This is a genomic window from Marisediminicola sp. UYEF4 (genome assembly GCF_040546025.1).
Taxonomy (GTDB): domain Bacteria; phylum Actinomycetota; class Actinomycetes; order Actinomycetales; family Microbacteriaceae; genus Marisediminicola.
The window spans coordinates 39330-65933 of the sequence record NZ_JBEPNA010000010.1 but is presented as its reverse complement, the minus strand read 5'-3'; the positions used below and the strand labels follow the sequence as shown (position 1 = coordinate 65933).

The 26604-nt window shown below is 68.1% G+C and carries 31 protein-coding genes and 1 tRNA gene; 14 read left to right on the top strand and 18 right to left on the bottom strand.

Annotated elements, in window-relative coordinates:
* Positions 1–33: 33 nt before the first annotated feature.
* The gene (locus tag ABIB15_RS10395; RefSeq protein ID WP_354477934.1) at positions 34–333 is read right to left on the bottom strand and encodes a Dabb family protein; all 300 of its coding nucleotides are present in this window, start codon (positions 331–333) and stop codon (positions 34–36) included.
* Positions 327–599: a glutaredoxin family protein gene (locus tag ABIB15_RS10390; RefSeq protein WP_354477931.1), complete on the bottom strand. Its 273-nt coding sequence runs from the start codon at positions 597–599 to the stop codon at positions 327–329. The genes ABIB15_RS10395 and ABIB15_RS10390 overlap by 7 nt, the downstream gene beginning before the upstream one ends.
* A gap of 44 nt (positions 600–643) precedes the next feature.
* Here ABIB15_RS10390 and ABIB15_RS10385 point away from each other — a divergent pair, with 44 nt between their 5' ends.
* Positions 644–1432, top strand: a complete 789-nt coding sequence (locus ABIB15_RS10385; protein WP_354477928.1) for an HAD family hydrolase — start codon at positions 644–646, stop codon at positions 1430–1432.
* A 50-nt stretch (positions 1433–1482) separates the two neighbouring features.
* Here ABIB15_RS10385 and ABIB15_RS10380 read toward each other — a convergent pair whose 3' ends face one another.
* The 3 genes from ABIB15_RS10380 to ABIB15_RS10370 form a co-directional block, all read right to left on the bottom strand.
* Positions 1483–1581, bottom strand: coding sequence for a 30S ribosomal protein bS22 (locus tag ABIB15_RS10380; protein ID WP_003792170.1), 99 nt, complete (start codon positions 1579–1581; stop codon positions 1483–1485).
* Positions 1582–1685: 104 nt separating this feature from the next.
* Positions 1686–1880, bottom strand: a complete 195-nt coding sequence (locus tag ABIB15_RS10375; RefSeq protein WP_354477925.1) for a helix-turn-helix domain-containing protein — start codon at positions 1878–1880, stop codon at positions 1686–1688.
* Between the two features lie 131 nt (positions 1881–2011).
* Positions 2012–2533 (bottom strand): ArsR/SmtB family transcription factor, encoded by a 522-nt coding sequence (locus ABIB15_RS10370; protein ID WP_354477922.1) that lies wholly within the window; start codon positions 2531–2533, stop codon positions 2012–2014.
* Positions 2534–2620: 87 nt separating this feature from the next.
* Here ABIB15_RS10370 and ABIB15_RS10365 point away from each other — a divergent pair, with 87 nt between their 5' ends.
* Together ABIB15_RS10365 and ABIB15_RS10360 are read left to right on the top strand one after the other, a co-directional pair.
* Positions 2621–4045 (top strand): TrkH family potassium uptake protein, encoded by a 1425-nt coding sequence (locus ABIB15_RS10365; protein WP_354477919.1) that lies wholly within the window; start codon positions 2621–2623, stop codon positions 4043–4045.
* Positions 4038–4709, top strand: a complete 672-nt coding sequence (locus tag ABIB15_RS10360) for a potassium channel family protein (protein WP_354477916.1) — start codon at positions 4038–4040, stop codon at positions 4707–4709. Before ABIB15_RS10365 ends, ABIB15_RS10360 begins: the two co-directional genes overlap by 8 nt.
* Positions 4710–4716: 7 nt before the next feature.
* Here ABIB15_RS10360 and proC read toward each other — a convergent pair whose 3' ends face one another.
* Entirely contained in the window at positions 4717–5541 is an 825-nt protein-coding gene (gene proC / locus ABIB15_RS10355; protein WP_354477913.1) for a pyrroline-5-carboxylate reductase, read from the bottom strand.
* Positions 5542–5563: 22 nt separating this feature from the next.
* On the opposite strand from proC, the gene ABIB15_RS10350 reads away from it, so the two are divergent.
* Complete coding sequence (locus tag ABIB15_RS10350; protein WP_354477910.1) at positions 5564–6526, top strand: cation diffusion facilitator family transporter; 963 nt, start codon at positions 5564–5566, stop codon at positions 6524–6526.
* The gene (locus tag ABIB15_RS10345) at positions 6526–7236 is read left to right on the top strand and encodes a glutamine amidotransferase (protein WP_354477907.1); all 711 of its coding nucleotides are present in this window, start codon (positions 6526–6528) and stop codon (positions 7234–7236) included. The genes ABIB15_RS10350 and ABIB15_RS10345 overlap by 1 nt, the downstream gene beginning before the upstream one ends.
* A 12-nt stretch (positions 7237–7248) precedes the next feature.
* On the opposite strand, the gene tadA is transcribed toward ABIB15_RS10345, so the two are convergent.
* Positions 7249–7701 (bottom strand): tRNA adenosine(34) deaminase TadA, encoded by a 453-nt coding sequence (gene tadA / locus ABIB15_RS10340; RefSeq protein WP_354477904.1) that lies wholly within the window; start codon positions 7699–7701, stop codon positions 7249–7251.
* Between the two features lie 27 nt (positions 7702–7728).
* Between tadA and upp the strand changes: the two genes are divergently transcribed.
* From upp to ABIB15_RS10315, 5 genes are all read left to right on the top strand, one after another.
* The gene (upp, locus tag ABIB15_RS10335) at positions 7729–8361 is read left to right on the top strand and encodes a uracil phosphoribosyltransferase (RefSeq protein ID WP_354477902.1); all 633 of its coding nucleotides are present in this window, start codon (positions 7729–7731) and stop codon (positions 8359–8361) included.
* 72 nt (positions 8362–8433) lie between these two features.
* The gene (locus ABIB15_RS10330; RefSeq protein WP_354477899.1) at positions 8434–8769 is read left to right on the top strand and encodes a pentapeptide repeat-containing protein; all 336 of its coding nucleotides are present in this window, start codon (positions 8434–8436) and stop codon (positions 8767–8769) included.
* A 284-nt stretch (positions 8770–9053) separates the two neighbouring features.
* A complete protein-coding gene (locus ABIB15_RS10325) occupies positions 9054–9752 on the top strand; it encodes a winged helix-turn-helix domain-containing protein (RefSeq protein WP_354477896.1) in 699 nt (232 codons plus the stop codon).
* Positions 9753–9863: 111 nt separating this feature from the next.
* Positions 9864–11552 carry a choice-of-anchor I family protein gene (locus ABIB15_RS10320; RefSeq protein WP_354477893.1) on the top strand — a complete coding sequence of 563 codons (1689 nt, stop codon included), beginning with the start codon at positions 9864–9866 and terminating at the stop codon, positions 11550–11552.
* 263 nt (positions 11553–11815) lie between these two features.
* Positions 11816–12256 (top strand): MarR family winged helix-turn-helix transcriptional regulator, encoded by a 441-nt coding sequence (locus tag ABIB15_RS10315; protein WP_354477890.1) that lies wholly within the window; start codon positions 11816–11818, stop codon positions 12254–12256.
* 17 nt (positions 12257–12273) lie between these two features.
* Here ABIB15_RS10315 and ABIB15_RS10310 read toward each other — a convergent pair whose 3' ends face one another.
* Both ABIB15_RS10310 and ABIB15_RS10305 read right to left on the bottom strand, forming a co-directional pair.
* Positions 12274–13197 (bottom strand): carbohydrate kinase family protein, encoded by a 924-nt coding sequence (locus tag ABIB15_RS10310; protein ID WP_354478076.1) that lies wholly within the window; start codon positions 13195–13197, stop codon positions 12274–12276.
* Positions 13184–14110 (bottom strand): pseudouridine-5'-phosphate glycosidase, encoded by a 927-nt coding sequence (locus ABIB15_RS10305; RefSeq protein ID WP_354477887.1) that lies wholly within the window; start codon positions 14108–14110, stop codon positions 13184–13186. Before ABIB15_RS10305 ends, ABIB15_RS10310 begins: the two co-directional genes overlap by 14 nt.
* A gap of 276 nt (positions 14111–14386) precedes the next feature.
* Here ABIB15_RS10305 and ABIB15_RS10300 point away from each other — a divergent pair, with 276 nt between their 5' ends.
* From ABIB15_RS10300 to ABIB15_RS10290, 3 genes are all read left to right on the top strand, one after another.
* Positions 14387–14947 carry a hypothetical protein gene (locus ABIB15_RS10300; RefSeq protein WP_354477884.1) on the top strand — a complete coding sequence of 187 codons (561 nt, stop codon included), beginning with the start codon at positions 14387–14389 and terminating at the stop codon, positions 14945–14947.
* A 157-nt stretch (positions 14948–15104) separates the two neighbouring features.
* A complete protein-coding gene (locus ABIB15_RS10295; RefSeq protein WP_354477881.1) occupies positions 15105–15269 on the top strand; it encodes a hypothetical protein in 165 nt (54 codons plus the stop codon).
* A 71-nt stretch (positions 15270–15340) separates the two neighbouring features.
* Entirely contained in the window at positions 15341–16039 is a 699-nt protein-coding gene (locus ABIB15_RS10290; protein ID WP_354477878.1) for a DedA family protein, read from the top strand.
* A 117-nt stretch (positions 16040–16156) separates the two neighbouring features.
* On the opposite strand, the gene ABIB15_RS10285 is transcribed toward ABIB15_RS10290, so the two are convergent.
* From ABIB15_RS10285 to ABIB15_RS10275, 3 genes are all read right to left on the bottom strand, one after another.
* Positions 16157–16229, bottom strand: a tRNA-Arg gene (locus tag ABIB15_RS10285).
* Positions 16230–16306: 77 nt separating this feature from the next.
* Positions 16307–17110, bottom strand: coding sequence for a heliorhodopsin HeR (gene heR / locus ABIB15_RS10280; protein WP_354477875.1), 804 nt, complete (start codon positions 17108–17110; stop codon positions 16307–16309).
* A gap of 22 nt (positions 17111–17132) precedes the next feature.
* Positions 17133–17621, bottom strand: coding sequence for an Lrp/AsnC family transcriptional regulator (locus ABIB15_RS10275; protein ID WP_354477872.1), 489 nt, complete (start codon positions 17619–17621; stop codon positions 17133–17135).
* A 169-nt stretch (positions 17622–17790) separates the two neighbouring features.
* Here ABIB15_RS10275 and ABIB15_RS10270 point away from each other — a divergent pair, with 169 nt between their 5' ends.
* Entirely contained in the window at positions 17791–20139 is a 2349-nt protein-coding gene (locus ABIB15_RS10270) for a thiamine pyrophosphate-binding protein (protein ID WP_354477869.1), read from the top strand.
* 30 nt (positions 20140–20169) lie between these two features.
* On the opposite strand, the gene ABIB15_RS10265 is transcribed toward ABIB15_RS10270, so the two are convergent.
* The 6 genes from ABIB15_RS10265 to ABIB15_RS10240 are packed head-to-tail and all read right to left on the bottom strand — an operon-like array spanning position 20170 to position 26494.
* Complete coding sequence (locus tag ABIB15_RS10265; protein ID WP_354477866.1) at positions 20170–21627, bottom strand: sodium/solute symporter; 1458 nt, start codon at positions 21625–21627, stop codon at positions 20170–20172.
* Positions 21624–22007 (bottom strand): heavy metal transporter, encoded by a 384-nt coding sequence (locus ABIB15_RS10260; RefSeq protein WP_354477863.1) that lies wholly within the window; start codon positions 22005–22007, stop codon positions 21624–21626. The genes ABIB15_RS10265 and ABIB15_RS10260 overlap by 4 nt, the downstream gene beginning before the upstream one ends.
* Positions 22004–22735 (bottom strand): LytR/AlgR family response regulator transcription factor, encoded by a 732-nt coding sequence (locus ABIB15_RS10255; RefSeq protein ID WP_354477861.1) that lies wholly within the window; start codon positions 22733–22735, stop codon positions 22004–22006. Before ABIB15_RS10255 ends, ABIB15_RS10260 begins: the two co-directional genes overlap by 4 nt.
* Positions 22732–23970, bottom strand: a complete 1239-nt coding sequence (locus ABIB15_RS10250; protein WP_354477858.1) for a sensor histidine kinase — start codon at positions 23968–23970, stop codon at positions 22732–22734. The genes ABIB15_RS10255 and ABIB15_RS10250 overlap by 4 nt, the downstream gene beginning before the upstream one ends.
* A gap of 38 nt (positions 23971–24008) precedes the next feature.
* A complete protein-coding gene (locus tag ABIB15_RS10245) occupies positions 24009–24212 on the bottom strand; it encodes a YbdD/YjiX family protein (protein ID WP_354477855.1) in 204 nt (67 codons plus the stop codon).
* Positions 24213–24220: 8 nt separating this feature from the next.
* Complete coding sequence (locus tag ABIB15_RS10240) at positions 24221–26494, bottom strand: carbon starvation CstA family protein (protein ID WP_354477852.1); 2274 nt, start codon at positions 26492–26494, stop codon at positions 24221–24223.
* Positions 26495–26604: the final 110 nt, after the last annotated feature.

The window sequence follows — 26604 nt, the reverse complement described above, 5'->3', positions numbered from 1 at the left end:
CACGACGGCTCGAGGCGGCCGGCGAGGCTGGCCTCAGACCAGGAAGTCGACCGCCGCGCGCTGGGCGACGAGGGGACGGATGATCCCGACGACCCGCTGGTGCTCCGGGTGGTCGATATAGGTGCGCAGGGCCTCCTCGTCGTCGTAGTCGGCGACGAGCACGAGGTCCCAGTTGGTGTCGAGCGAGACGACATTCGACGCGACCGTGAGGCTGCGGATTTCCGGGATGAGCGGCACGAGCCCCTGGAGTGCCGTGGCGATCGTGGAGGAGCTCTCGAGCTTCGCCGCGGTGTCCTCGGCGGCGAGCTTCCAGGTGATGATGTGCCTCAGCATGGGTCTTCTTCCAGTAGGGCGGCGCGGAGCCGGGCCGGCTCGATGCGCCAGATGTTGTGCACCCGTCCGTTGATGAGCAGCACGGGGATCTCTTCCGAGTACTTCTCGAGCAGGTCGGGGTCGTCGAGAATCGACACCTCGTCGACGGTGATCGGCGCGCGCACCTTGTCGCCTGCTGCGGCGACCACCTCGGCGACGACCGTGCGGGCGTCGTCACACAGGTGACACCCCGGCTTTGACAGCAGGGTGAGGACGATGGGCGGCACGGTCAAAGCCTAGTTCGTGTGCCCTGTCCCTAGGATTGACTGCAATGTGCGACGCCGACCCCGCCTCCCCGGCAGAAGGCACCCCGAGCGTAACGCCCGTCGTCGCCTTCTTCGACGTCGACAACACGTTGCTGCGGGGCGCAAGCATCTACCACCTCGGGCGGGGAGCCAGGCGGCGTGGGATGCTGCGGCTGCGCGACCTCGTGCGATTTGGCTGGCACCAGGCCAGCTTTGTCGCCGTCGGCGAGAACCGGAGGCACCTGGTCGGCGTGCGCGAGCGGGCACTGCATCTCATCAACGGGAGATCGGAGCGGGAGCTCGAAGAGATCGCCGAGGAGGTCTACGACGACTTCATTGCGCGGCGACTCTGGCCCGAGACGGTGGAGTTGACCCGGGAGCACCTGCGCAAGGGCCACGAGGTGTGGCTCATCACGGCCACCCCGCTCGTCGTTGCCCAGGTCATCGCGGCGAGACTCGGGCTGACGGGAGCGCTCGGCACCCGCCTCGAGAGCGTCGACGGCCGCTACACGGGCGCCCTTGCCGGGCCGATGCTGCACGGCGAGCACAAGGTCGACGCGGCCACGACGCTCGCCCAATTCCTCGATTCGAACCTCGCCGACTGCTGGGCCTACTCGGACTCTCGCAACGACATCCCGTTGCTCGAACTCGTCGGCAACCCGGTTGTCGTGAACCCGGATGCGCTGCTCGCGCGCCACGCGCGAACGAACGGCTGGTCGACGCTCAGACTTCGACCCTCGAGCATCCGCCGGGCCCAGCGCCTCGTCCGCCGCGAGGCGAGCCCGGCGCGAGGCAATAAAAAACGCCGGACCTGACGGTCCGGCGTTCTTCGACGGCGTGGGCGAGATGCTCGCCCGATCGCCTGCTACTTCTTGTTGCGGCGCTGGTGGCGCGTCTTGCGAAGCAGCTTGCGGTGCTTCTTCTTCGCCATGCGCTTGCGACGCTTCTTGATTACGGAGCCCATAAATACCTCACTGATTCTGGAACGGATCACCGGGTCCGTTCAGAACCGCGGAAAAATTACCTCGGGGCAGTCTACTCCTTTTGCCGGGAGCAGTCGTTCCCGGGTCAGCCGACGTCAGAGATAGGGGTGTCGACGGCGGTCTGGACAGCGGATTCCGGCACCCGGAAGGAGCGCCCGAACCGGATGGCGGGTAGTTCACCCGAGTGCACGAGGCGGTAGACGGTCATTTTCGAGACGCGCATCATCTCGGCGACCTCGGCCACCGTGAGAAATCGCACCCCGGAAAGATCGCCGGCCATTTTTTGCTCCACATTCGTGCTTGGTGTTGCTCGAGTGCACTGTGACGGCTGTGACTGCTGTGACTGGAGTGCTGAAACGTAACGTTAGGGGTTCGCGGGACCGCCGCGCAATAGCCCGGCGTGACCGGAGCCTACCTGCCGAGCAACTTCCGGAACGGCTCGAGAATGCGCTGCCGCACGCCGGCCGTCGCGCCCTCGACCACGGAGCGTGCCTGGTGGGAAGCACCAGCGGCAGCCCGCCCAATCGACGCACCCGCCACACCACCGCTCGGCAGTGCCTGCGCGACCCGCCTAATCGGCCCGGGCACGCCCGAGCCAGACCACGCGGCGAAGACCGCGATGCCCCCGTCATTGGCCGCTGCCTCGAAGTGCGACGCAAGAAATGGGACGAGCCAGTCCTCGACCGCCTCCAGCGGCGCCGGGTCGAGGCTGTAGTAGCGGTGCTGGCCGCCCTCGCGCACTCGCACGAGGCGGCTGTCGCGCAGCACCTTGAGATGCTTCGACACGGTCGGTTGGCTGACCGCGAGCAACTCGACCATCTCCCCGACACTCAGCTCCCCGACATCGCCGTCGGAGGCCACAAACTTGTCAAGGAGCACTTGAAGGAGGTCTCGCCGCGTCGCGTCGGCGAGGACGTCAAAGATGTCGGCCATCCGCTCAGGCTAGCGGGCCGCGCGCGGGGAGTACCATGACGAAGTCGTTGAAGCATGTTCAGCCGCCGATCTTGCGAGGGGAGACAGATGGCCACCAAGCCGGTGTCGCATCGGTCGTTGCTGGGCACGGCGCGCGACTGGATCGACGACTTCGCCGCATCGACCCCTGCGCGCTTCGCGATCATCATCTTCACCGCACTGGTGCTCGTTTTCACCCTCCTGCTCGGCCTGCCCATCTCCAACCGGACCGGCGACTTCACCCCCCTCGCCGACGCCTTCTTCACCGCTGTATCGACCATTTGCGTCACCGGCCTGGTGACCGTCGACATGGCAACCTACTGGTCGCCCTTCGGTCATGCCGTCATCTTCATCGGGGTGGAGATCGGCGCGGTCGGCGTGCTCACGCTCGCCTCGATCCTCGGCCTGGTGATCTCCCGCCGGCTCGGCCTGCGGGCGAAGCTCATGGCGGTCGGTGACAGCAACCCGCTTCGCATCCGGCGCGGGGCGGTGGCGGAGGGACAGGCTGTCAGGCTCGGCGAGATCGGCGGGCTCCTCGTCACCGTCGCGGTCAGCATGCTCATCATCGAGCTCGCCATCGCACTGCTGCTCTTCCCCCGCGTTCTCGCCGAGACAAACGACTTCCTCGACGCCCTCTGGGTGTCGTCGTCGTTCGCCGTGATGTCGTTCACAAATACGGGCTTTGTGCTTGTGCCAAGCGGTATCGCGCCGTACGCCACCGACGTCTGGTTTCTCTCGATCATCATGATCTCGGTGTTCCTGGGCGCGGTCGGGTTTCCGGTCTTCTTCGTGCTCGCCCGAAACCTTCGCCAGCCGAAGCGATGGTCTCTGCATGTGAAGCTCACCCTCGTGACGACGGTGGTCTTGTTCTTACTCGGCACCCTCGCCTTCTTCGCGCTCGAGTTCAACAACCCCCGAACTTTCGGCGCGCTCGACTTCGGTCAGCGGGCCTTGCAATCGTCGTTCCTGTCGATGATGACTAGGTCAGGAGGATTCTCCACCTTCGATATCGCCGAGCTGAACAACGCGAGTCTCCTTGTCGGCGACATGCTCATGTTCGTTGGCGGCGGCTCGGCCTCGACCGCGGGCGGCATCAAGGTCACGACCCTCGCGATCCTCTTCCTCGCCGCCTTCGCGGAGGCGAGGGGAACCGATTCAATGGAGGCCTTCGACCGCCGCATCCCGTCGGACGTGCTGCGGGTCTCGGTCAGCGTCGTGCTGTGGGGCGCGACGACCGTCGCCACGTCCACGATCCTGGTGCTGCAGCTCACCGACGCCTCGCTCGACCACGTGCTCTTCGACGTCATCTCCGCGTTCGGCACCTCTGGTCTCAGCACAGGGCTGACGCAGAACGCACCAGACTCTGCCCAGTACGTGCTTGCGATCACGATGTTCATGGGGCGCGTTGGTACAGTGACTCTCGCCGCGGCGCTTGCCGCGAGTACTCGCCGGCAGTTGTTCCGGCGCGCAGAAGAAAGGCCGATCGTTGGTTGAGCGCATCCCCCACGACGCCCCCGTGCTGATCATCGGCCTCGGCCGATTCGGTGCTGCCACCGCGGGCCAACTCGACCGGCTCGACCGCGAGGTGCTCGCCGTCGACGAGAATGCGGGCCTCGTGCAGAAGTGGTCGGAGCGGGTCACCCACGCGGTTCAGGCGGATGCGCGCAGCATCGACGCCCTCCGCCAGATCGGCGCGCAGGACTTCGCGGTCGCCGTCGTCGCGGTCGGCTCGTCCGTCGAGGCGAGCGTGCTCATCACCGCGAACCTCGTCGACCTCAAGATCCCGCAGATCTGGGCAAAGGCGATCAGCCAGTCGCACGGCAAGATCCTCGCGCGAATCGGCGCGAACCACGTCATCTACCCGGAGGCCGAGGCCGGCGAGCGCGTCGCGCACCTCGTCTCCGGCCGCATGATCGACTTCATCGAGTTCGACGACGACTTCGCGATCGTGAAGATGTACCCGCCCAAGCCGATTCGCGGGGTGAGCCTGGCCGAGTCGAGTGTCCGCCGCAAGTACGGCATCACCGTCGTCGGGGTGAAGTCGCCCGGCAAGGAATTCACCTATGCGACGCCCGATTCGGTCATCTCCAACCACGACCTCATCATCGTGAGCGGCAACTCCGTCGACATCGAGAAGTTCGCCGCCCTCCAGGCCTGAGCGCGGCTCAGGACGCCGCCAGCTCACCCGCCCGCCTGATCGCGGCATCCGTCGCCCTGTCGAACAGCGCGGAGAGCCCGGCCTCCTCGAGAACCTCGATCGCGCGCTCGGTGGTGCCCTTGGGGCTCGTCACCCGGCGGCGCAGCTCTGCCGGCGTCTCCCCCGAGGCCGCGAGCAGCTCGGAGGCGCCGAGGAACGTGTTCTCGACCATGAGTCGAGACTCCTGCCGGGTGAAGCCGAGCTTGAAGGCCGTGCGCTCGAGCTCCTCGATGAGCAGGAACACGTAGGCGGGACCTGAACCCGAGATGGCGCTGAGAGCGTCGATCCGACTCTCCGGCACCTCGAGCACGGAACCGACGGTGCCGAACAGGGCGGTCACGACCGCGACATCCGCGTCGGATGCGCGGTCCCCCGCGCTCACCCCGGTCACCGCACGGCCGACCGTCGCGGGCGTGTTCGGCATTGCACGGAGCACCGGCACATCGACGATCGCCTGCATCGTGTCGATCCGCACTCCGGCCGCGACGCTCACGACGATCGCGCCCGGGTCGATCGCACCTGAGATCTCCCGCAGGAGGTCCGGCACCATGTGCGGCTTGACGGCGACGAGCACGACGCGGGCCCCGGCCACCGCCGCGAGGTTGGCGCCGCGGTCCTTCTCGATGGCGAGGCTCGTGACGGAGGGCGAGCGCAGGGCCGCCGCCTTCCGCTCGGATCGGTTGGTGACCCGGATGCCGCCGTCAACGGTCACCCCGGGCGCGAGCAGCCCGCTGAGGATCGCCCCGCCCATCGAGCCGGTGCCGAGAATTGCGATTGAAGGAAGGTTGACCATCTGCCCATCCTAGGATTGGGCCATGAGCGCATCTGGCGGAAACAAGGCAATCGTCGCGGCACTGTTTGCCAACCTCGGCATCGCGATCACCAAGTTCATTGCCTGGTTCTTCTCCGGGTCGAGCGCGATGCTCGCTGAGGGCGTGCACTCCCTCGCCGACACGAGCAACCAGGTTCTCCTGCTCCGCGGCGGGGTCAGGGCGAAGCGCGCCGCCACTCCCGAGCATCCGTTCGGCTACGGACGCGAACGCTATGTCTATGCGTTCGTGGTGTCGATCATCCTGTTCAGCATCGGCGGGATGTTTTCCATCTACGAGGGGATCGAGAAGCTGGCCAACCCGCATCCACTCGAGAACGCCTGGCTGCCGATCCTCGTGCTGGTGATCGCGATCGTGCTCGAGTCGTTCTCGCTGCGCACCGCCGTGCGCGAGTCGAACCTCGTGCGCGGCAGGCAGAGCTGGGTCGAATTCGTGCGCCGCTCGAAGGCACCGGAGCTTCCCGTCGTGCTGCTCGAGGATCTCGCGGCCCTGCTGGGCCTCGTCTTCGCGCTGACCGGCGTCGGGCTGACGATCATCAGCGATGACAGCGTCTTCGATGCCATCGGCACCCTCGCAATCGGCGCCCTGCTCATTGTGGTTGCGATCATTCTCGGCATCGAGACGAAGAGCCTCCTGCTGGGCGAGGGGGCGAGCGCCGCGGATGCGGTGAAAATTCGCGACGCCATCAACGCCGACCCCGAGGTCGATGCGCTGATCCACATGAAGACCCTGTACCTCGGACCGGATGAGCTGCTCGTCGCCGCGAAGATTGCACTCGCGAGCCAGTCGAGGCTCACCGACATCGCCGCGTCGATCAACGCGGTCGAGGCGCGGATCCGCGAGGCGGTTCCGGTAGCGCGCGTGATCTATCTCGAACCCGACATCTACGTCGACCACTCCACCGAGAATCCACCGACCGACGCGATCGTTATTAAGGCGGCCGACTAATGGGAACCATCGCAACCGGCAGGGCCGCCGTCGTGATCCGCCACCTCGACATTGCCCACCTCGGCAGCTTCGACGGCCTGCTGCGCGAGCGCGGCTACGAGATCACCACCATCGACGCGAGTGACCTAGGCCCGGGCAGCGTCGAGATGATCGACGCCGACCTCGTGGTGGTGCTGGGTGGCGACATGGGCGCGTACCAGACCGATGAGTACGGCTATCTCGTCGACGAGCTCGAGCTCCTGGCGAAGCGTCTCGAGAACGAAAAGCCGACCCTCGGACTCTGTCTCGGCGCCCAATTGATCGCGCACGCGCTCGGCGGTCGCGCGAGCAAGGGCAAGTCGACGGTCATCGGCTTCCGCGAAGTGAACCTCACCGAGGCGGGGCGCGATTCTCCACTTCGGCACTTCGCGGGTGTGCCGGTCATGCAGTGGCACGGCGACAGTTTCCGGCTCCCCGCCGGCGCGACCCGGCTGGCGAGCTCGGCCGACTACAGCAACGAGGCCTTCCGTCTCGGTGACTACGCCCTTGCCGTGCAATTCCACCCCGAGCTCACCGGCACGATGTACGAGGAGTGGATCGCGCAGGGCACCGCCGAGCTCGAGAAGCACGGCATCGACGCCGCGGAGCTGCTCGAGCAGCGCGACCGTTACGCCGAGCAGATGGAGCGCGCGGCACTCGCGATGCTCGGGGAGTGGCTCGACACCCTGTAGCGGATGCGCAGGTCAGCGGCGCGACTGGAAGAAGTCGAGCAGCAGGGTGCCGCACTCCTCTGCAAGTACACCCGCTACGACCTCGACCCGGTGGTTGAGCCGCCGATCGCGCAGCAGGTCGTAGACGCTGCCGACCGCCCCCGCCTTCTCGTCCCAGGCGCCGAAGACGACGCGGGGGATGCGCGCGGAGAGGATCGCCCCGGCGCACATGATGCAGGGTTCGAGGGTGACGACGAGGGTCGCATCGGTAAGGTGCCAGTCGCCCGTCGCGCGCGCCGCCTCGCGGATCGCGACGATCTCGGCGTGCGCGGTGGGGTCGTGGTGGAGCTCCCGCTCGTTGCGACCGCGGCCGAGCACAGTGCCGTCGGCGGCGATGACGAACGCGGCGACGGGCACATCCCCCGTGTCGAGCGCGAGGCGGGCGTCGGCGATGGCCTCGCGCATCCAGCCGTTGTATCCATTCATCCCGCGCCCCTCCGATAGATTGAGCCTATGCGAGTACATGTTGCCGACCATCCGCTCATCACCCACAAGTTGACGGTGCTCCGCGACAAAACGACCTCGTCGCCGACGTTCCGCGCGCTCACCGAGGAACTCGTGACACTTCTCGCCTACGAGGCGACACGCAACGTGCGCGTCGAGACGGTGACCGTGCAGACCCCGGTGGCCGAGACGCAGGGCGTCGCGATCGCCCTGCCGCGTCCACTCGTCGTGCCGATCCTCCGCGCCGGACTCGGGATGCTCGAGGGCATGGTCAAGCTCGTCCCCACCGCCGAGGTCGGCTTTCTCGGCATGGTCCGCAATGAGGAGACGCTCCAGCCCGACATCTACGCCGAGCGCCTGCCCGACGACCTCTCGAACCGCCAGTGCTTCGTGCTCGACCCGATGCTCGCGACCGGCGGGTCGCTCATCGCCGCGATCGAGTACCTGTTCGCGCGCGGTGCCGTCGACGTCACCGCGGTGTGCCTGCTCGGCGCGCCGGAGGGCCTCGCCGCCGTCGAGAAGGCGACCGAGGGTCGCGAGGTCACCATCGTGCTCGGGTCCCTCGACGAACGCCTCAACGAGCACGGGTACATTGTGCCCGGCCTCGGCGACGCGGGCGACCGGCTCTATGGCACCGTCTAGCGGCCAGCGCTTCACCGGCGAGGACTGGCACGGCCGCGAGCTCGGCGCGGTGCGGTGCGGTTCGAGGCGTGCGTGTTCACCGACTGTGACCTGACCGAGGCCACAACGTCGGGCGCCGTCTTCGACCGGTGCGAGTTCCTCGGCGCCGCCTTTCACGCCTCGGTGCACGACACGACGCGCTTCGACAAAGCGACCTTCCGCGGGGCGAACCTCGTGAAGGCCACCCTCCGCGGCGCCTCGATCGACGGCGCGGTGTTCACGGGCGCCGACCTGTCCGGGGTGCAGCTCGCCGGCCTCGACTGGCGGCGCACGCGCGTCGATGGGCAGCTCGCGATGCAGATCGCCGAGTCCCTCGGTGCGACCATCGACGCCCCGTGGCCGCGCAACGGAGCGGAACCGGCAACTTGACACGACACGCCCTCGTGCAAGACACTTGCACTATGACCATTCGCCTGCACGCCCTGACCTCCTTTGAGGCTCGTGGGACCGCTGGCGTGATGTGTTGTCGAATGTGCGCCTAACGGCCAAATCCTTGCCGAGCCGCACCGTCGTCGAATCTCTTCTCGACGAGTGAGCTCCCCGGGCCGCCTCCTTCATAACGGATGCGACCCGCACTGCACGACCCGCACTTCCCCGAAGGATCACACCCTCGTCATCAGAGGCCCTTCACACCCCTCAAGGATCCGTTAACGATGTCACTCGCACCCGCAAACCTGACCCGCTCCCACACAACCCCGGCCGCCGAGACTACCGAACCGGCTCCCACGCGCCACCTTCGCGCCGTGCCGGCCGGCACCGAGCCGCGCGGCTTCGTGCTCTACGTCGGCATCGACGACGCGAAGGCCGCCGCGGCCGGCACCGATCTCGGCGCCATAGTCGAACAGCTCAAGAAGCTCACCGCGCAGCTCGTTCCCACCGCGGAGACCTACGCCGCCGTGGCACTGGCCCCTGCCGGCGCCGGCGGGCGCGACGTGGACGTCGTGCGTCTCGCCCTGCAGGACCCGTCGGCGCTCGCGAAGCACCGCCAGGCCCCCGAGCCGGAGCCGGAGAAGCGCGCCGGCGTCGTCATCGACCTGTCGCGCAAGCGCCTGGTGCTCGATGAGGAGACCGCCGGTGTCACCTATAAGGAGTTCGAGCTGCTGCAGTACCTCGTGCTGCGTGAGGGGCGCACGATCGAGCGCGCGGAGCTCATCTCCGCGCTCTGGTCCGACGGCGACGACGAGGACGCCCCCAACGAGCGCACGATCGACGTGCACGTGCGGCGCCTGCGCTCCAAGCTGGGCGCCTATGAGGACGTCGTGCGAACGGTGCGCGGTGTCGGCTACCGCTTCGACCGGCACGCCGACGTGTCGATTCGCTACGCCTCCACGCCGAGCCCCGACTTCTTCTAGGCCTCCGGCGCTGCCCACCGCATCGATTTCTGGTCACCCACCGTTCACCTCGTCGCCACGGGCGGTCGATAAACAGGGGCTTCCCTGCTCGCCCCCCGTATCGGAGACACCATGCCCAGAATCGGCGCCGCACCCCTCGCCACTGCCCTCGCTCTCGCCCTGCTGGGGCTGTCCGCACCCGCCGCGAACGCCGAGCCGGTCACCGCCCCGGTCGTCCTCTCGGCTGACGACGCCGCGCTGACCCTCTCGCCGATCGGGAGCTACGAGACCGGCGTCTTCGACGAGTCGGCGGCCGAGATTGTCGCGTACTTCGGCGACCGGCTCTTCGTCGTGAACGCCCTCGCGGGAACGGTCGATGTGCTCGACGTCTCCAACCCCGCGGAGCCCCTCAAGCTGTTCAGCCTCGCGAACGACGGCGTCGCCAACTCCGTCGCCGTGCGTGCCGACGGGCTGGGGGCTATTGCCCTCGAGGCGCCCACGAAGACCGACAACGGAACTCTCGCGTTTTTCGATGCGGCCGCGGACGAGGCGGATGCCGCTCTCGGCGCGGTCACGGTCGGCGCGCTCCCCGACATGGTCACCTTCTCTCCCGACGGACGCTTCGCCGTCGTCGCCAACGAGGGCGAACCGAATGACGACTACACGATCGATCCGGAGGGCTCCGTCAGCATCGTCACACTGCCGACGACGCGCACGGCACCCGGCCAGTCTGCCGTTCGCGCCGCCGGGTTCACCGAGTTCGAGCAGGGCGGCAGCCGCGTTCTCGACGAGCGGGTGCGCGTGTTCGCGGGCATCGCCGGCGACACGAATCCGGTCTCCCGGTCGCTGGAGCCCGAATACGTCACAGTGATCAAGTCGACCGCCTACGTCGTGTTGCAGGAAGCGAACGCCGTCGCCGAGGTCAACCTGCCCGACGCCGAGGTCACCGACATCCGGTCGTTCGGATTCAAGGACCATGGTGTCGCTGGGGCCGGCCTCGATCCGTCCGACCGGGACCCGCGCGGCGCGCCTGAGGTCGACATCCGCACCTTCCCAGGCCTGTTCGGCATGTACATGCCCGACGGAATCACCGCCTACACGACGCGCGGACGGGACTACCTGGTCACGGCCAACGAGGGCGACGCCCGCGAGTGGGGCGACTACGAGGAGGGCGCGCGGGCCGGGGATCTCGAGGTGTGCGCGTCGAGCCCCCTCGCCGCCTTAACCGGAGACGCAGACCTCGGCCGCCTCAACGTGACGACCGAGAACGGCTTCAACGCGGTGCTGGGCTGCTACGAGGAGCTGTACGCCTTCGGCGCCAGGTCCTTCTCGATTTGGACGCCCGACGGCGATCAGGTGTTCGACTCCGGCGACGCGCTCGAAGAGATCACCGCCGCCGCGCAGCCGGCCTTCTTCAACTCCAACCACTCCGAGTCGAACCTCGAGGGCCGCAGCGACGACAAGGGACCGGAACCGGAGAACCTCGCGATCGGCAAGGTCCGCGGGCACACCTACGCGTTCATCGGCCTCGAGCGGGTGGGCGGAATCGTCGTCTATGACATTACCGCTCCCGCCGAGAGCCGCTTCGTGACCTACATCAACAACCGAGACTTCTCCGTTTCCGTCGCGGATGCCGACGACCAGGGCGCCGCGCTGACGGCCGCCGGCGACCTCGGACCCGAGGGGCTGGCGTTCATCACAGCCAAGGAATCTGCGACCGGTCAGCCGATGCTCGCCGTCGGCAACGAGGTCTCGGGCACGACGACGCTGTTCTCGATCGAGGCCGTTTCTGTGGGCCAGCAGAAAAAATCCAAAAAATAACGTTTGGATAACTGGCGCTCGTTACCGACCTGTTATACATTCATAGAGCGGAAGTTGTTTGCTGTGGCAACTGAAGCGGAATGTGATTGCAGGACACTCTTGGTGCAAGGGAGAGGGTCGGTTTCTCGCCTCTGAGACCGACCCTCAATCCTGTTTAACGCACCCCTTAGCGGGCAATTCTGCGAAACCTGCATCGTGTGACGACAGCCGCTATGAGCTGCCACGGATGTCCGTAGAGTGGGGTTCGTGAGAATGAGCCGGCCATGAGCGACAAGCGCGTCGCGGTATCCGCGTGGGAATCGCTGTTTCGCGCCCAGGTCTCGGTCATGCGGCACCTCAACGCCGAGTTTCCGACGAGCGAGCTGTCACTCAACGAGTACGACGTGCTGTTCAACCTCTCGCAACACCCCGGGTGGAGGCTGCGCATCAAGGAGCTCAACAAGTACCTCCTACTGACCCAGCCGAGCGTGAGCCGGTTGATCGACCGTCTGGCCGCGCGGGCCCTCGTGACCAAGTCGAGCGACCCGAGCGACGCGCGCGGGATCATCGTCGAGATGACGCCGGCCGGCTTCGACCTCTTCCGCCGGGTCGCCGTGACCCACATGAAGTCGATCTCCGACCGGGTCGGGGCGGCGCTCACCGACGAGGAGCTGCTCCAACTCCAGATCCTTACCGACAAGCTCCGGCGCGCCGAAAAGAAGTAGCGCGCAGCGATTTGCCCTCAGCGCACCTGAGCACGCGGGCGGCCTCCGATGGAGGTCACCGCTCGCTCGGCGACCTGCACGCCCGCGGTCGCCGCCGCGACGGCATCCGGCACCATCGCCCACGCCGCGAGGAACCCGGCGCAGAACGCGTCGCCGGCCCCGGTGGGATCGAGGATGCGGGAGCGTACCGCGGGGATGCAGACCGGAGCGCCGCCGTCCTGCACAACGATGGCACCGTCTGGGCCGAGCGTGAGGGCGACAACGCGGAATCTCCGGCCGAGGGATGCGGCGACCTCCAGCGGGTCGCTCTCACCGGTGAGCGCGCGGCCCTCGTCGAGGTTGGGGAACACGAGCGTCGCGCCGGACATCGCGTCGAGGAATCGCGGCACGCCGAAATCGACGATGTAGCCCGCGGAGGCGGGGTCGACCGAGACGGCCACCCCGCGCAGGGTGGCGCGGCGCACCAGATCCTCGAGCGCGGCAGCGTCGGGCGCGTCGACCATGCTGTAGCCGGTCAGGTGAAGCACGACGGCGTCGTCGAGGAGCTCGTCGGTGACGCGGCGCGGGTCGAGCAGCGAATTGGCCCCGCGCTCGGTCAGCATGGTGCGGCGTTCGCCATCGACGATCACGACGATCGTGCCGGTCGGCAGCTCCGGATGCCCGTCGATGAGCGCGCGCACGCCGAACGCCGCGAGCCCCGCCGTGTGCCGGTCGACGTCGTCCACGCCGACCATGCCGACCAGGTCGACGGGCGCACCGAGCGATCCGAGCCAGGCCGCGACGTTCGCCGCCGACCCCCCGGCACGGTGCCGGATCGACGACGACGTATCGGTGTCCGGCCGGACCGGCTCCTGTGGGACCACGACGATGTCATCGATGACATCGCCGAACACGACGATGCGGCCGGGCAGCCCTGCGCTGGCCGGGTCAGGCGCCGACATCGCGTCCACGGGCGGAAAAGGCGAGCGCGATCTCTCCCGCGAGACGCACGTTGTTTCGCGCGAGGTCGAGGTTCACCTCGAGGCTGCGGCCGCCCGACGCGTCGACGATGAATCCGAGAAGGAACGGAGTGACGGCCTTGCCCGTCACTCCCGCCTCGGCGGCGGCGGCGAAGGCGAGTTCGAGTACCCGGTCGTGCTCGGCCGGGTCCCACTGCTGCTCGCGCGGGATGGGGTTGGCCACGACGATGCCCTGCCCGTGGCCGAGGGCGTCCTGGCTGCGCATGATCGCCGCGACCTGCCCTGCATCCTCGACCGACCAGTCAAGGCTGTACGGCGACTCGCTGAGCCAGAAGCTCGGAAACGTCGTCGTGCGATAGCCCACGACGGGCACGCTGAGGGTCTCGAGCCGCTCGAGGGTCGCGGCGATGTCGAGCACCGACTTGACCCCTGCGCTCACCACGGTGACGGGGGTGCGCGCCAGGGTGCCGAGGTCGGCGGACTCGTCGAACGTGTCGGATGCGCCGCGGTGCACACCGCCGAGTCCGCCCGTGGCGAAGACGCGGATTCCGGCGAGCGCCGCCAGGTGCGCCGTGGCCGCGACGGTCGTGGCGCCCGATGCACCGTTCGCGGCGAGGATGGGCAGGTCGCGCACGCTCGCCTTCGCGAGGTCGTCCTCCGCGATCCGGCGCACGCCCTCGGCATCCAGCCCGATGCGGGGCACACCGTCGAGCACGGCGATCGTGGCGGGGGTGACGCCCGCGCCTGACAGCATCCGCTCGAACTCGAGCGCCGCCTCATGATTGCGGGGCCGCGGGAGCCCGTGCGAGATGATCGTCGACTCGAGCGCCACGACGGGGCGTCCCTCAGCGAGTGCGGTGGCGACGGGCTCCGAGACAGCGAATGGAAGGCTCATAGATTCTCAACCTAGCGCCATCGGATCCGCGCGGGCGTCGACACGAATGGGGCTTGCCAGCGTCTTGCCAGTTTCGTGCCGACCAACCGGTCAGTCGCCGCCCCGGCGGGCATCGGCGGGGCGGGGAACCTGGGCATGCCGCCCGTGGAGGTGCGCCGGCGGGCGGTCCGACCAAACCGAATTCCACTCGCCTCCGGAGCACCAACCGGGCCAGGGAATACCTGGACCCGATCGACCGGGGGTCTCCTCCGGTCACAACGTAAGGAAATAGCCACTATGAACATCTTCACGAAGAAGTCCGCATTTGGTGCCATCGCAGTTGCAGGAGCAGGACTCATCATTGCGGGCGCCGCCGCCCCCGCCATGGCCTCCACCTCCAGCGAGCAGGTCGGCTCGCTCACGAGCTCGAGCGACCGCGCAGCACAGGCCGGCCTGCTGGAGAACCTTTCGGTCGGCGACCTCACGAGCAACTTCGGTCTGACCGGTGGCGAGCTCTCCAACTCCTCGCCGCTCGTCTTCTCCCCCGAGGTCACCACCGGCGACGTCGAGACCGGAGACGTGTCCACCGGCGACGTTCTCAGCGGCGACAACCTCTCGGGCAACGCTGTCGCGTCGGGTAACGACGTGACCGCGCCCGTCGCCTCGGGTAACGACATCCCCGTCACCACCCCGGTTAATGCCCCCGTCACCGCGCCCGTTGCCTCCGGCAACGAGACCTCGACGAGCAGCGACTCCGGCGACGTCGTCACCGACGTGGTCGACGGAACGGTCGACACGGATGCCCTCGTGGACGGCATCCTCGGCGACACCGACCTCACGTCGGTCCTGGGCGACTAAGCACTGCCACCTCCACGAAGGCCCCGTCGAGCACCCCGCGGCGGGGCCTTCGTGCTGCGCGGCGCGACCGGGGGCAGAGCCGTTGAGTGCGGCATCGAGGCGGCGTAGCGTGTCGGAGTAGGTCAGCAGCAACCGCGCAGGGAGAGGAACTCGAGCCATGAGCAGAGAATACGAACCGAATCTCGATGACGAGCGCGTGGTCGACCTGGCGGACGAAACCGACCCGCCTCCCGCGCCGGCGACCATCGACCCCGACGAACGGGTCGAGGAGGACGAGGAGGAAACCCCGCCTCTCGACGACGACCGGGAAGAGGCGGGCTAGGCTCTGCAGGGGCTGGCCGTGCCCCACCTCTCAGCCGGGCATCGACGGGGCGGCTGTTAGGATCAATCCCCATGACTGCTTTGCTCTTCGGGATCGAATTCCTCGACGCCGACTGGCTGATCCGCTGGTTCGGCCCATTCGTACTCCTGGGCGTCGCCGCCATCGTCTTCATCGAGACCGGCTTCATCGTGCTCTCGTTCCTGCCCGGCGACTCGCTCCTGTTCACCGTCGGCCTGCTGACGGCAACGGGCTTCGTGAACTTTCCGCTCTGGGTCACGGTGTCGGTGATCTTCGTCGCCGCCTTCGCTGGCGACCAACTCGCGTATGCGATCGGGCGCAAGGCCGGCCCGGCGATCTTCAAGCGCAAGGAGAGCCGTCTCTTCAACCCGGAGAACGTCGAGCGAACCAACGCGTTCTTCGCCAAGCACGGCGGCAAGGCGATCATCCTGGCGCGCTTCCTGCCGGTGTTCCGCGCCTTCGTGCCGGTGGCGGCGGGCGTCGGCAAGATGAAGTACCGCACCTTCGTGATCTTCAACCTGATCGGCGCCTTCCTCTGGGGCGTCGGGCTGACCTGCGTGGGCTTCTTCCTCGGACAGATTCCCTTTGTGGCCGCGAACGCGGAGTACTTCATCATCGCGATCGTCCTGCTGTCGGGCATCCCGATCCTCATCGAGCTCACGAAGGCGGGCCGTTCTCGCTTCAGCCGCAAAGGCCGCCACCCCGCCGACGAGATCGCCGACGTGATTGCGGACGCCGAACAGGTGAACTGATCCGCACGGCCGTGCGAGCGGATTTCGCTCGGGCGCGCCCAACCGGAGAAGGGCGGCCCGCGCGACCGGGACAACAAAAAGCCCCGCAAACATGACGTTTGCGGGGCTTTTCCGGTGTGCGCCCGGAGGGATTTGAACCCCCGGCCTATTGATCCGTAGTCAATTGCTCTATCCGCTGAGCTACGGGCGCATCTTCGGCTTCGAAGCCGACTTAGAGACTATACCAGCGCGCGGGAGCCTCTCGCGCCCACGCCTCGCGTCAGGCCGTCAGGCCGTCAGGGCAGGGATGATCGCCCCGGAGAAGACCTGCCACGAGAGGAAGCTCTTCGCCACCAGGCTCAGGGTGATGTAGGTGCGCTCCCCCTGGAGGTAGTTGGACCACCTGCCGACCCGGCGATACTGAAGCACCTGGTTGACCGCGAAGGTGTTGAAGAAGACGAACAGCGAGAAGATGATGCCAATCACGAAACCGGGAACCTCGGCGGCGGTCTCCGATCCCGGCTGCAGGAGGTAGAGGAAGACCAGCAGCCACGGCACGATGCCGACCATCGAGCCGAAGATGAAGGGCAGGAACTGCCCATTGCCGGGGGTCTCGTACTTCTCCTGCAGGGCGCCGAACATGATCATCGCGGCGTTGACCGCGAAGATCGCGACGAGGGCGCCGATGTCGGAGATGCCGGCGAGCTGGGCAATCAGCCAGATCATGATGGAGGAGCTCAGCGAGTACTCGACCCAGCGGAAGTAGTTGTGGTTTGCCTTCACGCCCCTCGAGTAGCGGGGGAAGAACCAAGGGGTCGAGATGAGGAAGTGGAAGAACGCCGAGAGGGCGAGGAAGGCTACAATTCCGGCGCCGATGTTGATGTCGAACAGGGTGACCGTCTCGGGCGGGCTGTCGAAGCCGGGAGGTCCGGTCGGGTAGTCGGCGGAAACCCCGAACAGCACCTGCGAGTCGAGGAACGTGAGTGCGATGCCGAAGAACGCCGCCTGCAGTGCGTGGGCGGTTCCGGCCACGATGTTGTAGGCCCTCAGGCGTGCGATCTGGGATTCCTGATCTCGGACTTTGCGTGCCATGGGGCGACCCTTCGTTATGCGCTCAGCTTAGGGTCGCGCGCCCGTCCGCGCCGATGAGCTGCGCGATGCGGTAGCCCATCAACTCCTGCATGACGAGCCCGGTACTCGTGCGTTTGACGCCGTCGATCGAGAGGATGCGGCCGGCTATCCGGTAGAGGTCGTCGGCGTCGCGCCCCACGACGTGGATCAGCAGGTCGGTGACCCCGGTCAGGCCGTGCACCTCGAGCACCTCGGGAATATCGGCGAGCGCACCGCCGATGGCGGTGAGCTTGCGCTGGGTCACCTTGGTCACCACGTACGCCCGCAGCGGGTAGCCGAGGAACGCGGGGTCGATCCGGCGCTCGAACGAGCGCAGCATTCGCTCGCGCGCGTAGCGGGCGAGCCTCGTGCGCACGGTGTTGCGGGCCAGGCCTGTCTGCTCCGCCACCGCAATATTCGTCGCATCCGGGTCCCTGATGAGGGCCGCCAGTATTGCCGCGTCGATCGCGTCGGCCGTTCGATCCGTGTGCATCGTGACCACGCCACACCGCCCTTCTCCTTCACCGCGTAATCAGAATGATCACCGAGCAGTTCCACTATTGCGCAGGAGTGACTTGAGTGGTCGACTCGGAGCGAGAAATGTGCAGGATGCCCGCATCCATGCCGCGCAGAGCCGCGCCACCACGAACGCTAGGACCACCATGGAACCGATCCGCGCACAGGGCGACAGCCCGGCCGCGCCGGTGTGCCGCTACGGCGACGCCCACCTCGACACGCTCGCTGAGATCGAGCGGCGGGTTCTCTGGCTCGCGACCTCGATCGTGCACCACGCCAACCGGGTGCGCCCGAACACGTCGGGCATCAAGGTCGGCGGGCACCAGGCCTCGAGCGCATCGATGGTCTCGATCATGACCTCGCTCTGGTTCGGGCAGCTGCGGTCGGAGGACCGCGTCTCGGTCAAGCCGCACGCGTCGCCGGTGCTGCACGCCATCAACTACCTCCTCGGCAGCCTCGAGGAGAGGTACCTCGAGACGCTGCGCGAGTTCGGCGGCCTGCAGAGCTACCCGAGCCGGTCGAAGGACCCCGACCCGGTCGACTACTCGACCGGGTCCGTGGGGATCGGGGCCACGGCTCCGATCTGGGGCGCGATCTCGCGCCGGTACACCGAGACGGTCACGGGCACGCCCAGCCGCGGCCGGCAGTACTCGCTCGTCGGCGACGCCGAGCTCGACGAGGGCGCAATCTGGGAGGCAGTGCTCGATTCGAGCGTCGTCGATCTCGGCGAGATCGTGTGGATCGTCGATCTCAACCGGCAGTCGCTCGACAGGGTGGTGCCGAATATCGCCGCGCGGCGAATCGAGCAGCTGTTCACCGCCGCCGGATGGCAGGTCATCCCGGTGCGGTTCGGTCACCTGCTCGAGAGCCTGCTGCAGCGCGAGGGCGGCGATGCGCTGCGCGAGCGCATCCTGTCCATGTCCAACCCCGAATACCAGCGCCTGCTGCGCTGCACCGCCGCCGAGCTGCGCGACCGCCTTCCCGGGGCGGCAGATGGCAGTGAGGCGATTGTCGGGCTCGTCGCATCCGTCGACGACGCGACCCTGCTGCAGGCCATCCGCAACCTCGGCGGCCACGACCTCGGCGCCCTGCGCGAGGCGTACGCGCAGATCGACGACTCGAGGCCGACGGTCATCATCGCGTATACGGTCAAGGGGCACGGGTTGCCGACCGAGGGACACCCCCAGAACCACTCCTCACTTCTCACCGTCGAGCAGTACCGCGACCTCGCGACAGAGCTGGGCGAGAACGCGGATGCCCCATGGTCGCGGTTCGGAGGGCGCAGCGCCGCCGGGCGGGTGTGCGCCGGGGCGGCAGAGCGACTGCGCCGGGAGGAGGAGCCGGCCCTCGCGCCGCCGCACGTGCCCGCCGATTTCGGGCGCACACCATCGGGGATCGCGACCACCCAGGCCGCACTCGGTCGCGCGCTGCTCGACCTCACGCGCGCGGCGCCGGAGGCCGCCCGCCGGGTTGTCACAGTGAGCCCCGACGTGAGCTCGAGCACCAACCTGGCCGGCTGGGTGAACAAGGTCGGCGTTTGGTCGACCGAGGAGCGCCGGGACTGGTTCAGCGACGACTCGGAGACGATCATGCACTGGCGGGAGAAACCGACCGGGCAGCACATCGAGCTCGGCATCGCCGAGGTCAACCTCGTGGGGCTCATCGGTGAACTCGGCGCGACCTGGAGCCGGTGGGGGCAGCCCCTCTTTCCGATCGGCGTGCTCTACGACCCGTTTGTCGAACGGGCACTGGAGCCGTGGTCGTACGGCATCTACGCCGGGGGGCAGTCGATCCTCGTCGGTACCCCCTCTGGCGTCACGCTCGCTCCGGAGGGCGGCGCCCACCAGTCGATCAAGACCCCGTCGATCGGCCTCGAACAGCCGGGCTGCACGAGCTACGAGCCGGCGTTCGCCATCGACGTCGAGTGGACTCTGCTGGCGGCGATGTCGCAACTGGGGCGCCCCGACGGCACGTCCGCCTACCTGCGGCTGTCGACCAAGCCCGTCGACCAGAAGCTCGCGGGCGTGCCCGCCGACCCGGCCGCGCGCGAGCGACGCCGCCGCCAGTCCGTCGCGGGCGGCTATCGGCTGCGGAGCGCCGGCACGCCGCGGGCGACCATCGTGACGATGGGCGCGCTCGTGCCCGACGCCCTCGCGGCGGCCGACCGGCTTGCGGGGCTCGGCACCGATGTCGACGTCGTGTGCGTCACGAGCCCGGGGCTCCTCTACGAGGCCGTCCAGGGGCGCAACGGCCAGGGCGAGGCACCGAGCTGGATCCTCGACCAGATTCTCCCGCAGGACCGCGCCGCCCCGATGGTGACCCTGCTCGACGGCCACCCACACACCCTCGCGTTCCTCGCCGGGGTCAACCAGGTGAAGAGTCGCAACCTCGGCGTCAGCCGCTTCGGCCAGGCCGGGGACGTGCAGGACGTCTACCGGTACCACGGAATCGACATCGACAGCATCGTGCGGGCGGCGCTCGACGTGATCGCCTGAGTCGCCTGACGTGAGGTCTCGCCCCTCGCGCTACCGCTCCGGGGCGTGCAAGCGCGAGATGTACCGATCCGCGCGGGCGGGCACCCGCCGGCGGTTCGCGAGGGACACGAGCACGGTCGTCGCGATCGCGAGCGGCACGGTCCATGCGGCGGGCTGATCGAAGGCCGCGACGGCGATCGGATGCTGCACCAGACCGAAGCCGCTGACGACGAGCGAGACAGCGGCGGCGACCCCGCCGGTGATCATCCCGGCGCCCGCTCCGCTCGCGGTCAGCCCCCGCCACCAGACACCGAGCAGCAGTACGGGCGACAGGCTCGATGCGGCGACGACGAACACGAACCCGACGCTGTTGGCGAGGCCACCCGGCACCGTGAGGAAGGTGACGAGGAGCGGGACGGTGGCGCACGCGACCGCCGAGATCCGGAACGCCCGCACACTCCCACCGAGGAGGTCCTGGCTGACCACGCCCGCGAGGGAGACGACCAGGCCCGACGAGGTCGCGAGGAACGCCGCGAAGGCGCCCGCCACGATGAGCGCGGTGACGAGGTCGCCGAGAAGGCCCGGCAGCAGCCGCGACGGCAGGAGCAGCACCACCGAGTCGGCCGTGGCGGGATCGGCCAGATCCGGTGCGAAGACCCTCCCGATCATGCCCATCGTGCTCGAGAGCATGTAGAAAGCGCTGATCATGACAATCACGATGACGGTGGTGCGGCGGGCCGAGGCCCCGTCGGGGTTCGTATAGAACCGCACGAGGACGTGCGGGAGCCCCATCGTGCCGAGCAGGAGCGCGAGCAGAAGCGACGTGGTGCGGTAGAGGTCCTGGCCGCCGGGCCCGGACTCCAGCGGGAAGACCAGGGCCGGGTCGATGGCCGCGGGCACCGTTCCGGCGGCGAGGAGCAGCACGACGACGGGCACCCCCATCGCGGTGAGCTTGAGCCAGTAGTGGAACGCCTGCACGAAGGTGATGGAGCGCATCCCGCCGGCCGCGACGATCACCCCGACGATCACCGCGATGGCGACTGAGCCGACCCAGGGCGGGAGGCCCGTGACGACGTTGACGGTGATGGCGGCGCCGTGAAACTGCGGCACGATGTAGAGCCAGCCGATGATCAGCACGAACAGGCTGGTCACCCGCCGGGCGCCGACGGAGTCGAGCCTGGCCTCGATGAAGTCGGGGATGGTGCGGGCGCCGCTCCGGCGCAGCGGCGCGGCCACGAACAGCAGCAGGAGCAGGTACCCGGCGCTATAGCCGATCGGAAACCAGAACGCGTCGGTGCCCGACAGCAGCACGAGCCCGGCGAGGCCGAGGAAGGTCGCCGCCGAGAGGTATTCGCCGCTGATCGCCGACGCGTTCATCCACGGCCTGACGGTTCTGGATGCCACGAGCAGATCGTCGGTGGTGCGTGAAATGCGCAGCCCGTAGAACCCGATGACGACGGTCGCGACGAGCACGAGCACGATCGCGGCGATCGCCAGCGCGGCGCTCACTGGCGCCCCTCAAGCAAGCGATAGCGCTGTTCGTTACGGGCCGCGCCGCGGGCATAGATGACCGCGAACGCGAGAATGAGGGGGTACATCCCGTACGCCTGCAGCGCCCACGACCACGGCACCCCGAACACGTAGCTCTCGTGCAGCGTGGGCACGGTGGCGAGGATCACCGCCACGGAGGTGAGGGTGAGCACGAACCCGATGCAACAGGCGACGGCGAGCCGCAGTTGGGCGCGGATGAGCGACCGCAGGTAGATCGCGCCGACGTCACGCGACGTCGCCTGGGCCTCCGCCGGTCTGCGGATGCCCGGAGCCGGGGCCCGGCTCCGGGGGCCGGTGATCCGCCGCCTCGGCGGAGGCGTCACGTCGCGCCCGCTCATCGGCCGGGTCTCATCCCCTGGGCGGCGAGCGCGTCACGCACAGCGGGGAGCAGTCGCCGGCTGACCGGCACGTCCACCCCCGCGACGGTGACCACGGGGTGCGGCCCCAGCTTCAGCCGCGTGACGCTGGCGAGCGCGACGAGGAACGAGCGGTGCACGCGCAGGTAGCCGGAACCGGACCACTGCTCCTCAAGGTCGGAGATGGGGATGCGCACGAGGTAGCTGGCGCCGTCGGTGTGCAGCCGGGCGTAGTCGCCCTGGGCCTGGGCGTAGCGCACGTCGCCACGGCGCACCCGCCGGAGTGTCGCGCCCACCATGACCGTGATCATCTCGTCGGGGCGCGCCTCGACGGGCGCGGCGCCGGCCGCGACCGCTCCGACAACGCGCGAGATGGAGCTCTCGAGCCGCGCCTCGCGCACGGGCTTGAGAAGGTAGTCGACGGCCGCGAGATCGAACGCCTCGAGGGCCTGCTCCTCGTCTGCCGTGACGAACACGATCGCGGGCTGCGTGGCGAACCGCTTGATCGCCCTGGCGAGGTCGAAGCCCGACAGCCCGGGCATGTGGATGTCGAGGAACGCGGCGTCCACGCGCACCGTCGTGAGCAGCTGGATCGCCTCGGCACCGGATGCCGCGCGGTGGATGGTCCCGATGCGCGGGTCCCTCCGCAGAAGGAACTCGAGCTCGTCGAGCGCCGGTATCTCGTCGTCTGCGACGAGCACGTCGATCATGAGCCGGACCGATCCGGCATTCGCAGCCGGTCGTCGGCGTTGGCCTCCACGGTGTCCGTGTCGTTCATCGGCTGGGACTGGGGAACGAGCAGCCGCACCAGTGTGCCCGCGCCCAGATTCGTCTCGACGACGAGCCCGTAGGCGTCGCCGTACACCTGGCGCATCCGCGAGTCCACGTTGCGCAGCCCGATGTGATCCGCGCCCCCGGACCCGCTGAGCAGCGCCTCCACGGCATCCGGATCGACGCCGGCGCCGTCGTCCTCGACCGTGATCTGCACGTTCATGCCCGCCGCCTCGGCGCTGATCGTGATCCGCCCGCCGCCCTCCTTGCGCTCGAGGCCGTGCCGCACGGAGTTCTCGACGAGCGGCTGAAGGCTGAGGAACGGGATCACCGTCGAGAGTGTCTCGGGGGCGATCTGCAGCGTCACCTCGAGCCGGTCGCCGAACCGCGCGCGTTCGAGCAGGAGGTAGGAGTGGATGCTGCGCAGCTCCTCGGCGAGCGTCGTGAAGTCGCCGTGCCGGCGGAAGGAGTACCGGGTGAAGTCAGCGAACTCGAGCACGAGCTCGCGTGCCTTGCTCGGATCGGTGGTGATGAACGAGGCGATCGCGTTGAGCGCGTTGTAGATGAAGTGCGGGCTGATCTGAGCCCGGAGGGCCCGCAGCTCCGCCTCGGCGAGGGCGGCCCGGGAGGCGTCGAGCTCGCCGAGGCGGAGCTGGGCTGACACCCATGCCGCGACCTCCCCCGTGGCACGGATCAGTGGCGCCCGCCGCGACGGGGCGAAGACGATGACCATGCCGGCGACGTGCCCGTCGGTGACGATGGGAGCAGCGATTGCATAGGTGCTGTCGCGGCCCGATGCCGCGGGCACCGACACGACCTGGGTTCGGGAGGCCTCCGACATCCGCTCCGCGATCGAAGCCGCGACCTCGCGGAGGGGCTCCCCGGGGCCATCGATCACGATTGAGCCTCCCGCGTCGGCGATGGCGAGGATGTCGCAGCCGAGCAGCGCGCGGAGGTGCCGCGCCGCGCGGCTCACCTCGTCGGCGTCGAGCCCGCCCCGCAGGTTCTCGGCCGCCTGCGACGCGAGGTGGAGCGTGCGATAGGTGGCGTGCTCCCCGTCACTGCCAAGTTCGCGTGATCCGCGGGCGTACCGCCAGGCGAGAAGCACGCCGAGAGTGAGGACGGCGCCGATCGCGCTGCCCGAGAGCAGCGCGATCAGCGTCGATTCGTTCATCTGGCGAGCCTAGCCCGGTGTGGTCAGCAGCACCGTGGTCAGCAGCACCGCGACCCGGGAGTGAGGTCCTGCTCGCGGTACCGTTCCTTCCAGAACTCGCGTTCGTTCAGCGGCGGCTGTCCGTCATGCGTGCTCCGGTGGTGCGCGACGTAGTTGCCGTACGCCCTGTCTCCCATGAGGGATGTGACGTACCAGCGGACGCCGCGCACCGCGCGGTTGAGTGTTGCCGAGACTGCGGACATCAGATGCCTCAGTGCCCGCGCACGGTCGGCTTGCGGTCGGCGGGCAGCGCCTCCCACTCCGCCTCGAGTGCCTTCTCCGCCGGGGTCGCGATAAATCCCGATGGAGCGTAGATCCGCGACGGGGTCGCCGGGTCTTCGGTGCTGGCGGCGCCGCGCGTCTGGAAGGACTTCACCGTCGCGGCGATCGCGGTGGCGATGACGATGATGGCGAGGGTGACGAACACGATCGACAGGGTGCCCTGCACGAAGGTGTTGCGCACCACCGCCTCCATGGCCTCGGGTGTCTTCGCCGCGCCGAAGCTCTGCTCGCCGGCATCCAGCGCATTCTTGAATGCGGTGTGGTTGGCCCAGTAGCCGACCGCGGGAACCGTCGAGAAGATCTTCAGGAACGACGCGGTGATCGTCACCACCGCCGCGAAGGCGAGCGGGAGCGCGGGGATCCACAGCCAGCGGAACAGGCCCTTCTTGGCGATGATGGCCATGCACACCGCGAGCGCGATTGCCGCGAGCAGCTGGTTGGCGATGCCGAACAGCGGGAACAGGGTATTGATGCCGCCGAGGGGGTCTGTGACTCCCATGATGAGGATCGCCCCCCAGGCGAGCACCATGATCGCAGTGCAGATCCAGGCTCCCGTCCGCCATCCGGTGTCCTTGAACTTGGGGATGAAGTTGCCGATCGTGTCCTGCAGCATGAACCGGGCGACCCGTGTGCCGGCATCCACCGCGGTGAGGATGAACAGCGCCTCGAACATGATCGCGAAGTGGTACCAGAAGGCCATCATCCCGGCCCCGCCGAATACGCCCTGCATGATCTGCGCGAGACCGACGGCGAGGGTGGGCGCGCCGCCGGTGCGGGAGACGATGCTCTCCTCACCCACGTTCGCGGCCATCGTCGACAGCATCTCGCCGGTGAGGTTGACCCCCGCCAGCCCGAGGCCGTTGACGAAGGCAACAGCGCCCTCGATCGTTCCGCCCGTTGCGGCGGCGGACGAGTTCATGGCGAAGTAGATGCCCCGGTCGATCGACAGTGCGGCGACGAGCGCCATGATCGCGACGAAGGACTCCATGAGCATGCCGCCGTAGCCGATGAAGCGCGTCTGGCGCTCCTTCTGCACGAGCTTCGGTGTGGTTCCGGATGCGATGAGCGCGTGGAACCCGGACAGCGCGCCACAGGCGATCGTGACGAAGAGGAACGGGAAGAGCGAGCCCGACACGATCGGTCCGTCGGAGCGGCCCGCGAACTCGCTGAACGCGGGAACGGTGATCTCGGGGCGAACGACGACGATCGCGGCGGCGAGCATCACCATCGTGCCGATCTTCATGAACGTCGAGAGGTAGTCGCGCGGGGCGAGGAGCAGCCAGACGGGCAGCACCGCGGCGATGAAGCCGTAGACGATGATGCCGATGGCGATCGTGGTCCGCTCGAGCGAGAACAGCGCAACGCCCCAGTCGGTCTCGGCGATGACCCCGCCGCCAATGATCGCGGCCATCAGCAGCACGAAACCGATGATCGAGACCTCGGTGACCCGGCCGGGTCGTATGTAGCGGAGGTAGACCCCCATGAACAGCGCGATCGGAATTGTCATCGCGACAGAGAAGACGCCCCAGGGGCTTTCACCGAGTGCGTTCACCACGACGAGCGCGAGGATCGCGACGATGATGACCATGATGGCGAGCGTGGCGATGAGCGCGGCGGTGCCGCCGATGAGGCCGAGTTCTTCGCGGGCCATCTGGCCGAGCGAGCGTCCGCCGCGGCGCATGGAGAAGAAGAGCACGAGGTAGTCCTGCACCGCACCGGCGAAGATCACCCCGATGATGATCCAGATGGTTCCCGGAAGGTAGCCCATCTGCACGGCGAGCACCGGGCCGACAAGCGGGCCGGCGCCGGCGATGGCGGCGAAGTGGTGACCGTAGAGCACCCGGCGGTCGGTGGGGACGTAGTCCTTGCCGTCGGCCTTGTACTCGGCGGGGGTGGCCCTAGTGTCATCCGGCATCACGAGCTTGCGCTCGATGAGCTTGGAGTAGAAGCGGTAGGCGATCAGGTAGGTGCACACGGCCGCGAAGACGAACCACATGGCGTTGACCGTCTCGCCGCGGACGATGGCGAGCATCGTCCAGCTGACTCCGCCGAGGAGCGCGATCGCGACCCAGATCGCGACCTTCATCGGTGTCCATTTCGGAGCGAGGTCGTCCGCAGGCACCGCGGTCGGTGGCAGCGCGACAGACCGGGGCGACGAGGCGCCCTCCGATGCCGTCGGCGCTGTTGTGGGCTTGTCGGACATGTGTGCACTCCTCGTCACTCGCGTCATTGCGTGAGTCGAGCGTAGGAGGGCGGCGGCGCGGTCAGAGCGACGGTGCGCCGAGCGGCAGGCGCGCGGCGACGAACGGTAGC

Coding starts and splice junctions, on each gene's coding strand:
- ABIB15_RS10395 (WP_354477934.1), bottom strand. CDS start 333: ATGCTGAGGCACATCATCACCTGGAAGCTCGCCGCCGAGGACACCGCG.
- ABIB15_RS10385 (WP_354477928.1), top strand. CDS start 644: ATGTGCGACGCCGACCCCGCCTCCCCGGCAGAAGGCACCCCGAGCGTA.
- ABIB15_RS10380 (WP_003792170.1), bottom strand. CDS start 1,581: ATGGGCTCCGTAATCAAGAAGCGTCGCAAGCGCATGGCGAAGAAGAAG.
- ABIB15_RS10375 (WP_354477925.1), bottom strand. CDS start 1,880: ATGGCCGGCGATCTTTCCGGGGTGCGATTTCTCACGGTGGCCGAGGTC.
- ABIB15_RS10370 (WP_354477922.1), bottom strand. CDS start 2,533: ATGGCCGACATCTTTGACGTCCTCGCCGACGCGACGCGGCGAGACCTC.
- ABIB15_RS10365 (WP_354477919.1), top strand. CDS start 2,621: ATGGCCACCAAGCCGGTGTCGCATCGGTCGTTGCTGGGCACGGCGCGC.
- proC (WP_354477913.1), bottom strand. CDS start 5,541: ATGGTCAACCTTCCTTCAATCGCAATTCTCGGCACCGGCTCGATGGGC.
- ABIB15_RS10350 (WP_354477910.1), top strand. CDS start 5,564: ATGAGCGCATCTGGCGGAAACAAGGCAATCGTCGCGGCACTGTTTGCC.
- ABIB15_RS10345 (WP_354477907.1), top strand. CDS start 6,526: ATGGGAACCATCGCAACCGGCAGGGCCGCCGTCGTGATCCGCCACCTC.
- tadA (WP_354477904.1), bottom strand. CDS start 7,701: ATGAATGGATACAACGGCTGGATGCGCGAGGCCATCGCCGACGCCCGC.
- upp (WP_354477902.1), top strand. CDS start 7,729: ATGCGAGTACATGTTGCCGACCATCCGCTCATCACCCACAAGTTGACG.
- ABIB15_RS10325 (WP_354477896.1), top strand. CDS start 9,054: ATGTCACTCGCACCCGCAAACCTGACCCGCTCCCACACAACCCCGGCC.
- ABIB15_RS10320 (WP_354477893.1), top strand. CDS start 9,864: ATGCCCAGAATCGGCGCCGCACCCCTCGCCACTGCCCTCGCTCTCGCC.
- ABIB15_RS10315 (WP_354477890.1), top strand. CDS start 11,816: ATGAGCGACAAGCGCGTCGCGGTATCCGCGTGGGAATCGCTGTTTCGC.
- ABIB15_RS10310 (WP_354478076.1), bottom strand. CDS start 13,197: ATGTCGGCGCCTGACCCGGCCAGCGCAGGGCTGCCCGGCCGCATCGTC.
- ABIB15_RS10305 (WP_354477887.1), bottom strand. CDS start 14,110: ATGAGCCTTCCATTCGCTGTCTCGGAGCCCGTCGCCACCGCACTCGCT.
- ABIB15_RS10300 (WP_354477884.1), top strand. CDS start 14,387: ATGAACATCTTCACGAAGAAGTCCGCATTTGGTGCCATCGCAGTTGCA.
- ABIB15_RS10295 (WP_354477881.1), top strand. CDS start 15,105: ATGAGCAGAGAATACGAACCGAATCTCGATGACGAGCGCGTGGTCGAC.
- ABIB15_RS10290 (WP_354477878.1), top strand. CDS start 15,341: ATGACTGCTTTGCTCTTCGGGATCGAATTCCTCGACGCCGACTGGCTG.
- heR (WP_354477875.1), bottom strand. CDS start 17,110: ATGGCACGCAAAGTCCGAGATCAGGAATCCCAGATCGCACGCCTGAGG.
- ABIB15_RS10275 (WP_354477872.1), bottom strand. CDS start 17,621: ATGCACACGGATCGAACGGCCGACGCGATCGACGCGGCAATACTGGCG.
- ABIB15_RS10270 (WP_354477869.1), top strand. CDS start 17,791: ATGGAACCGATCCGCGCACAGGGCGACAGCCCGGCCGCGCCGGTGTGC.
- ABIB15_RS10260 (WP_354477863.1), bottom strand. CDS start 22,007: ATGAGCGGGCGCGACGTGACGCCTCCGCCGAGGCGGCGGATCACCGGC.
- ABIB15_RS10255 (WP_354477861.1), bottom strand. CDS start 22,735: ATGATCGACGTGCTCGTCGCAGACGACGAGATACCGGCGCTCGACGAG.
- ABIB15_RS10250 (WP_354477858.1), bottom strand. CDS start 23,970: ATGAACGAATCGACGCTGATCGCGCTGCTCTCGGGCAGCGCGATCGGC.
- ABIB15_RS10245 (WP_354477855.1), bottom strand. CDS start 24,212: ATGTCCGCAGTCTCGGCAACACTCAACCGCGCGGTGCGCGGCGTCCGC.
- ABIB15_RS10240 (WP_354477852.1), bottom strand. CDS start 26,494: ATGTCCGACAAGCCCACAACAGCGCCGACGGCATCGGAGGGCGCCTCG.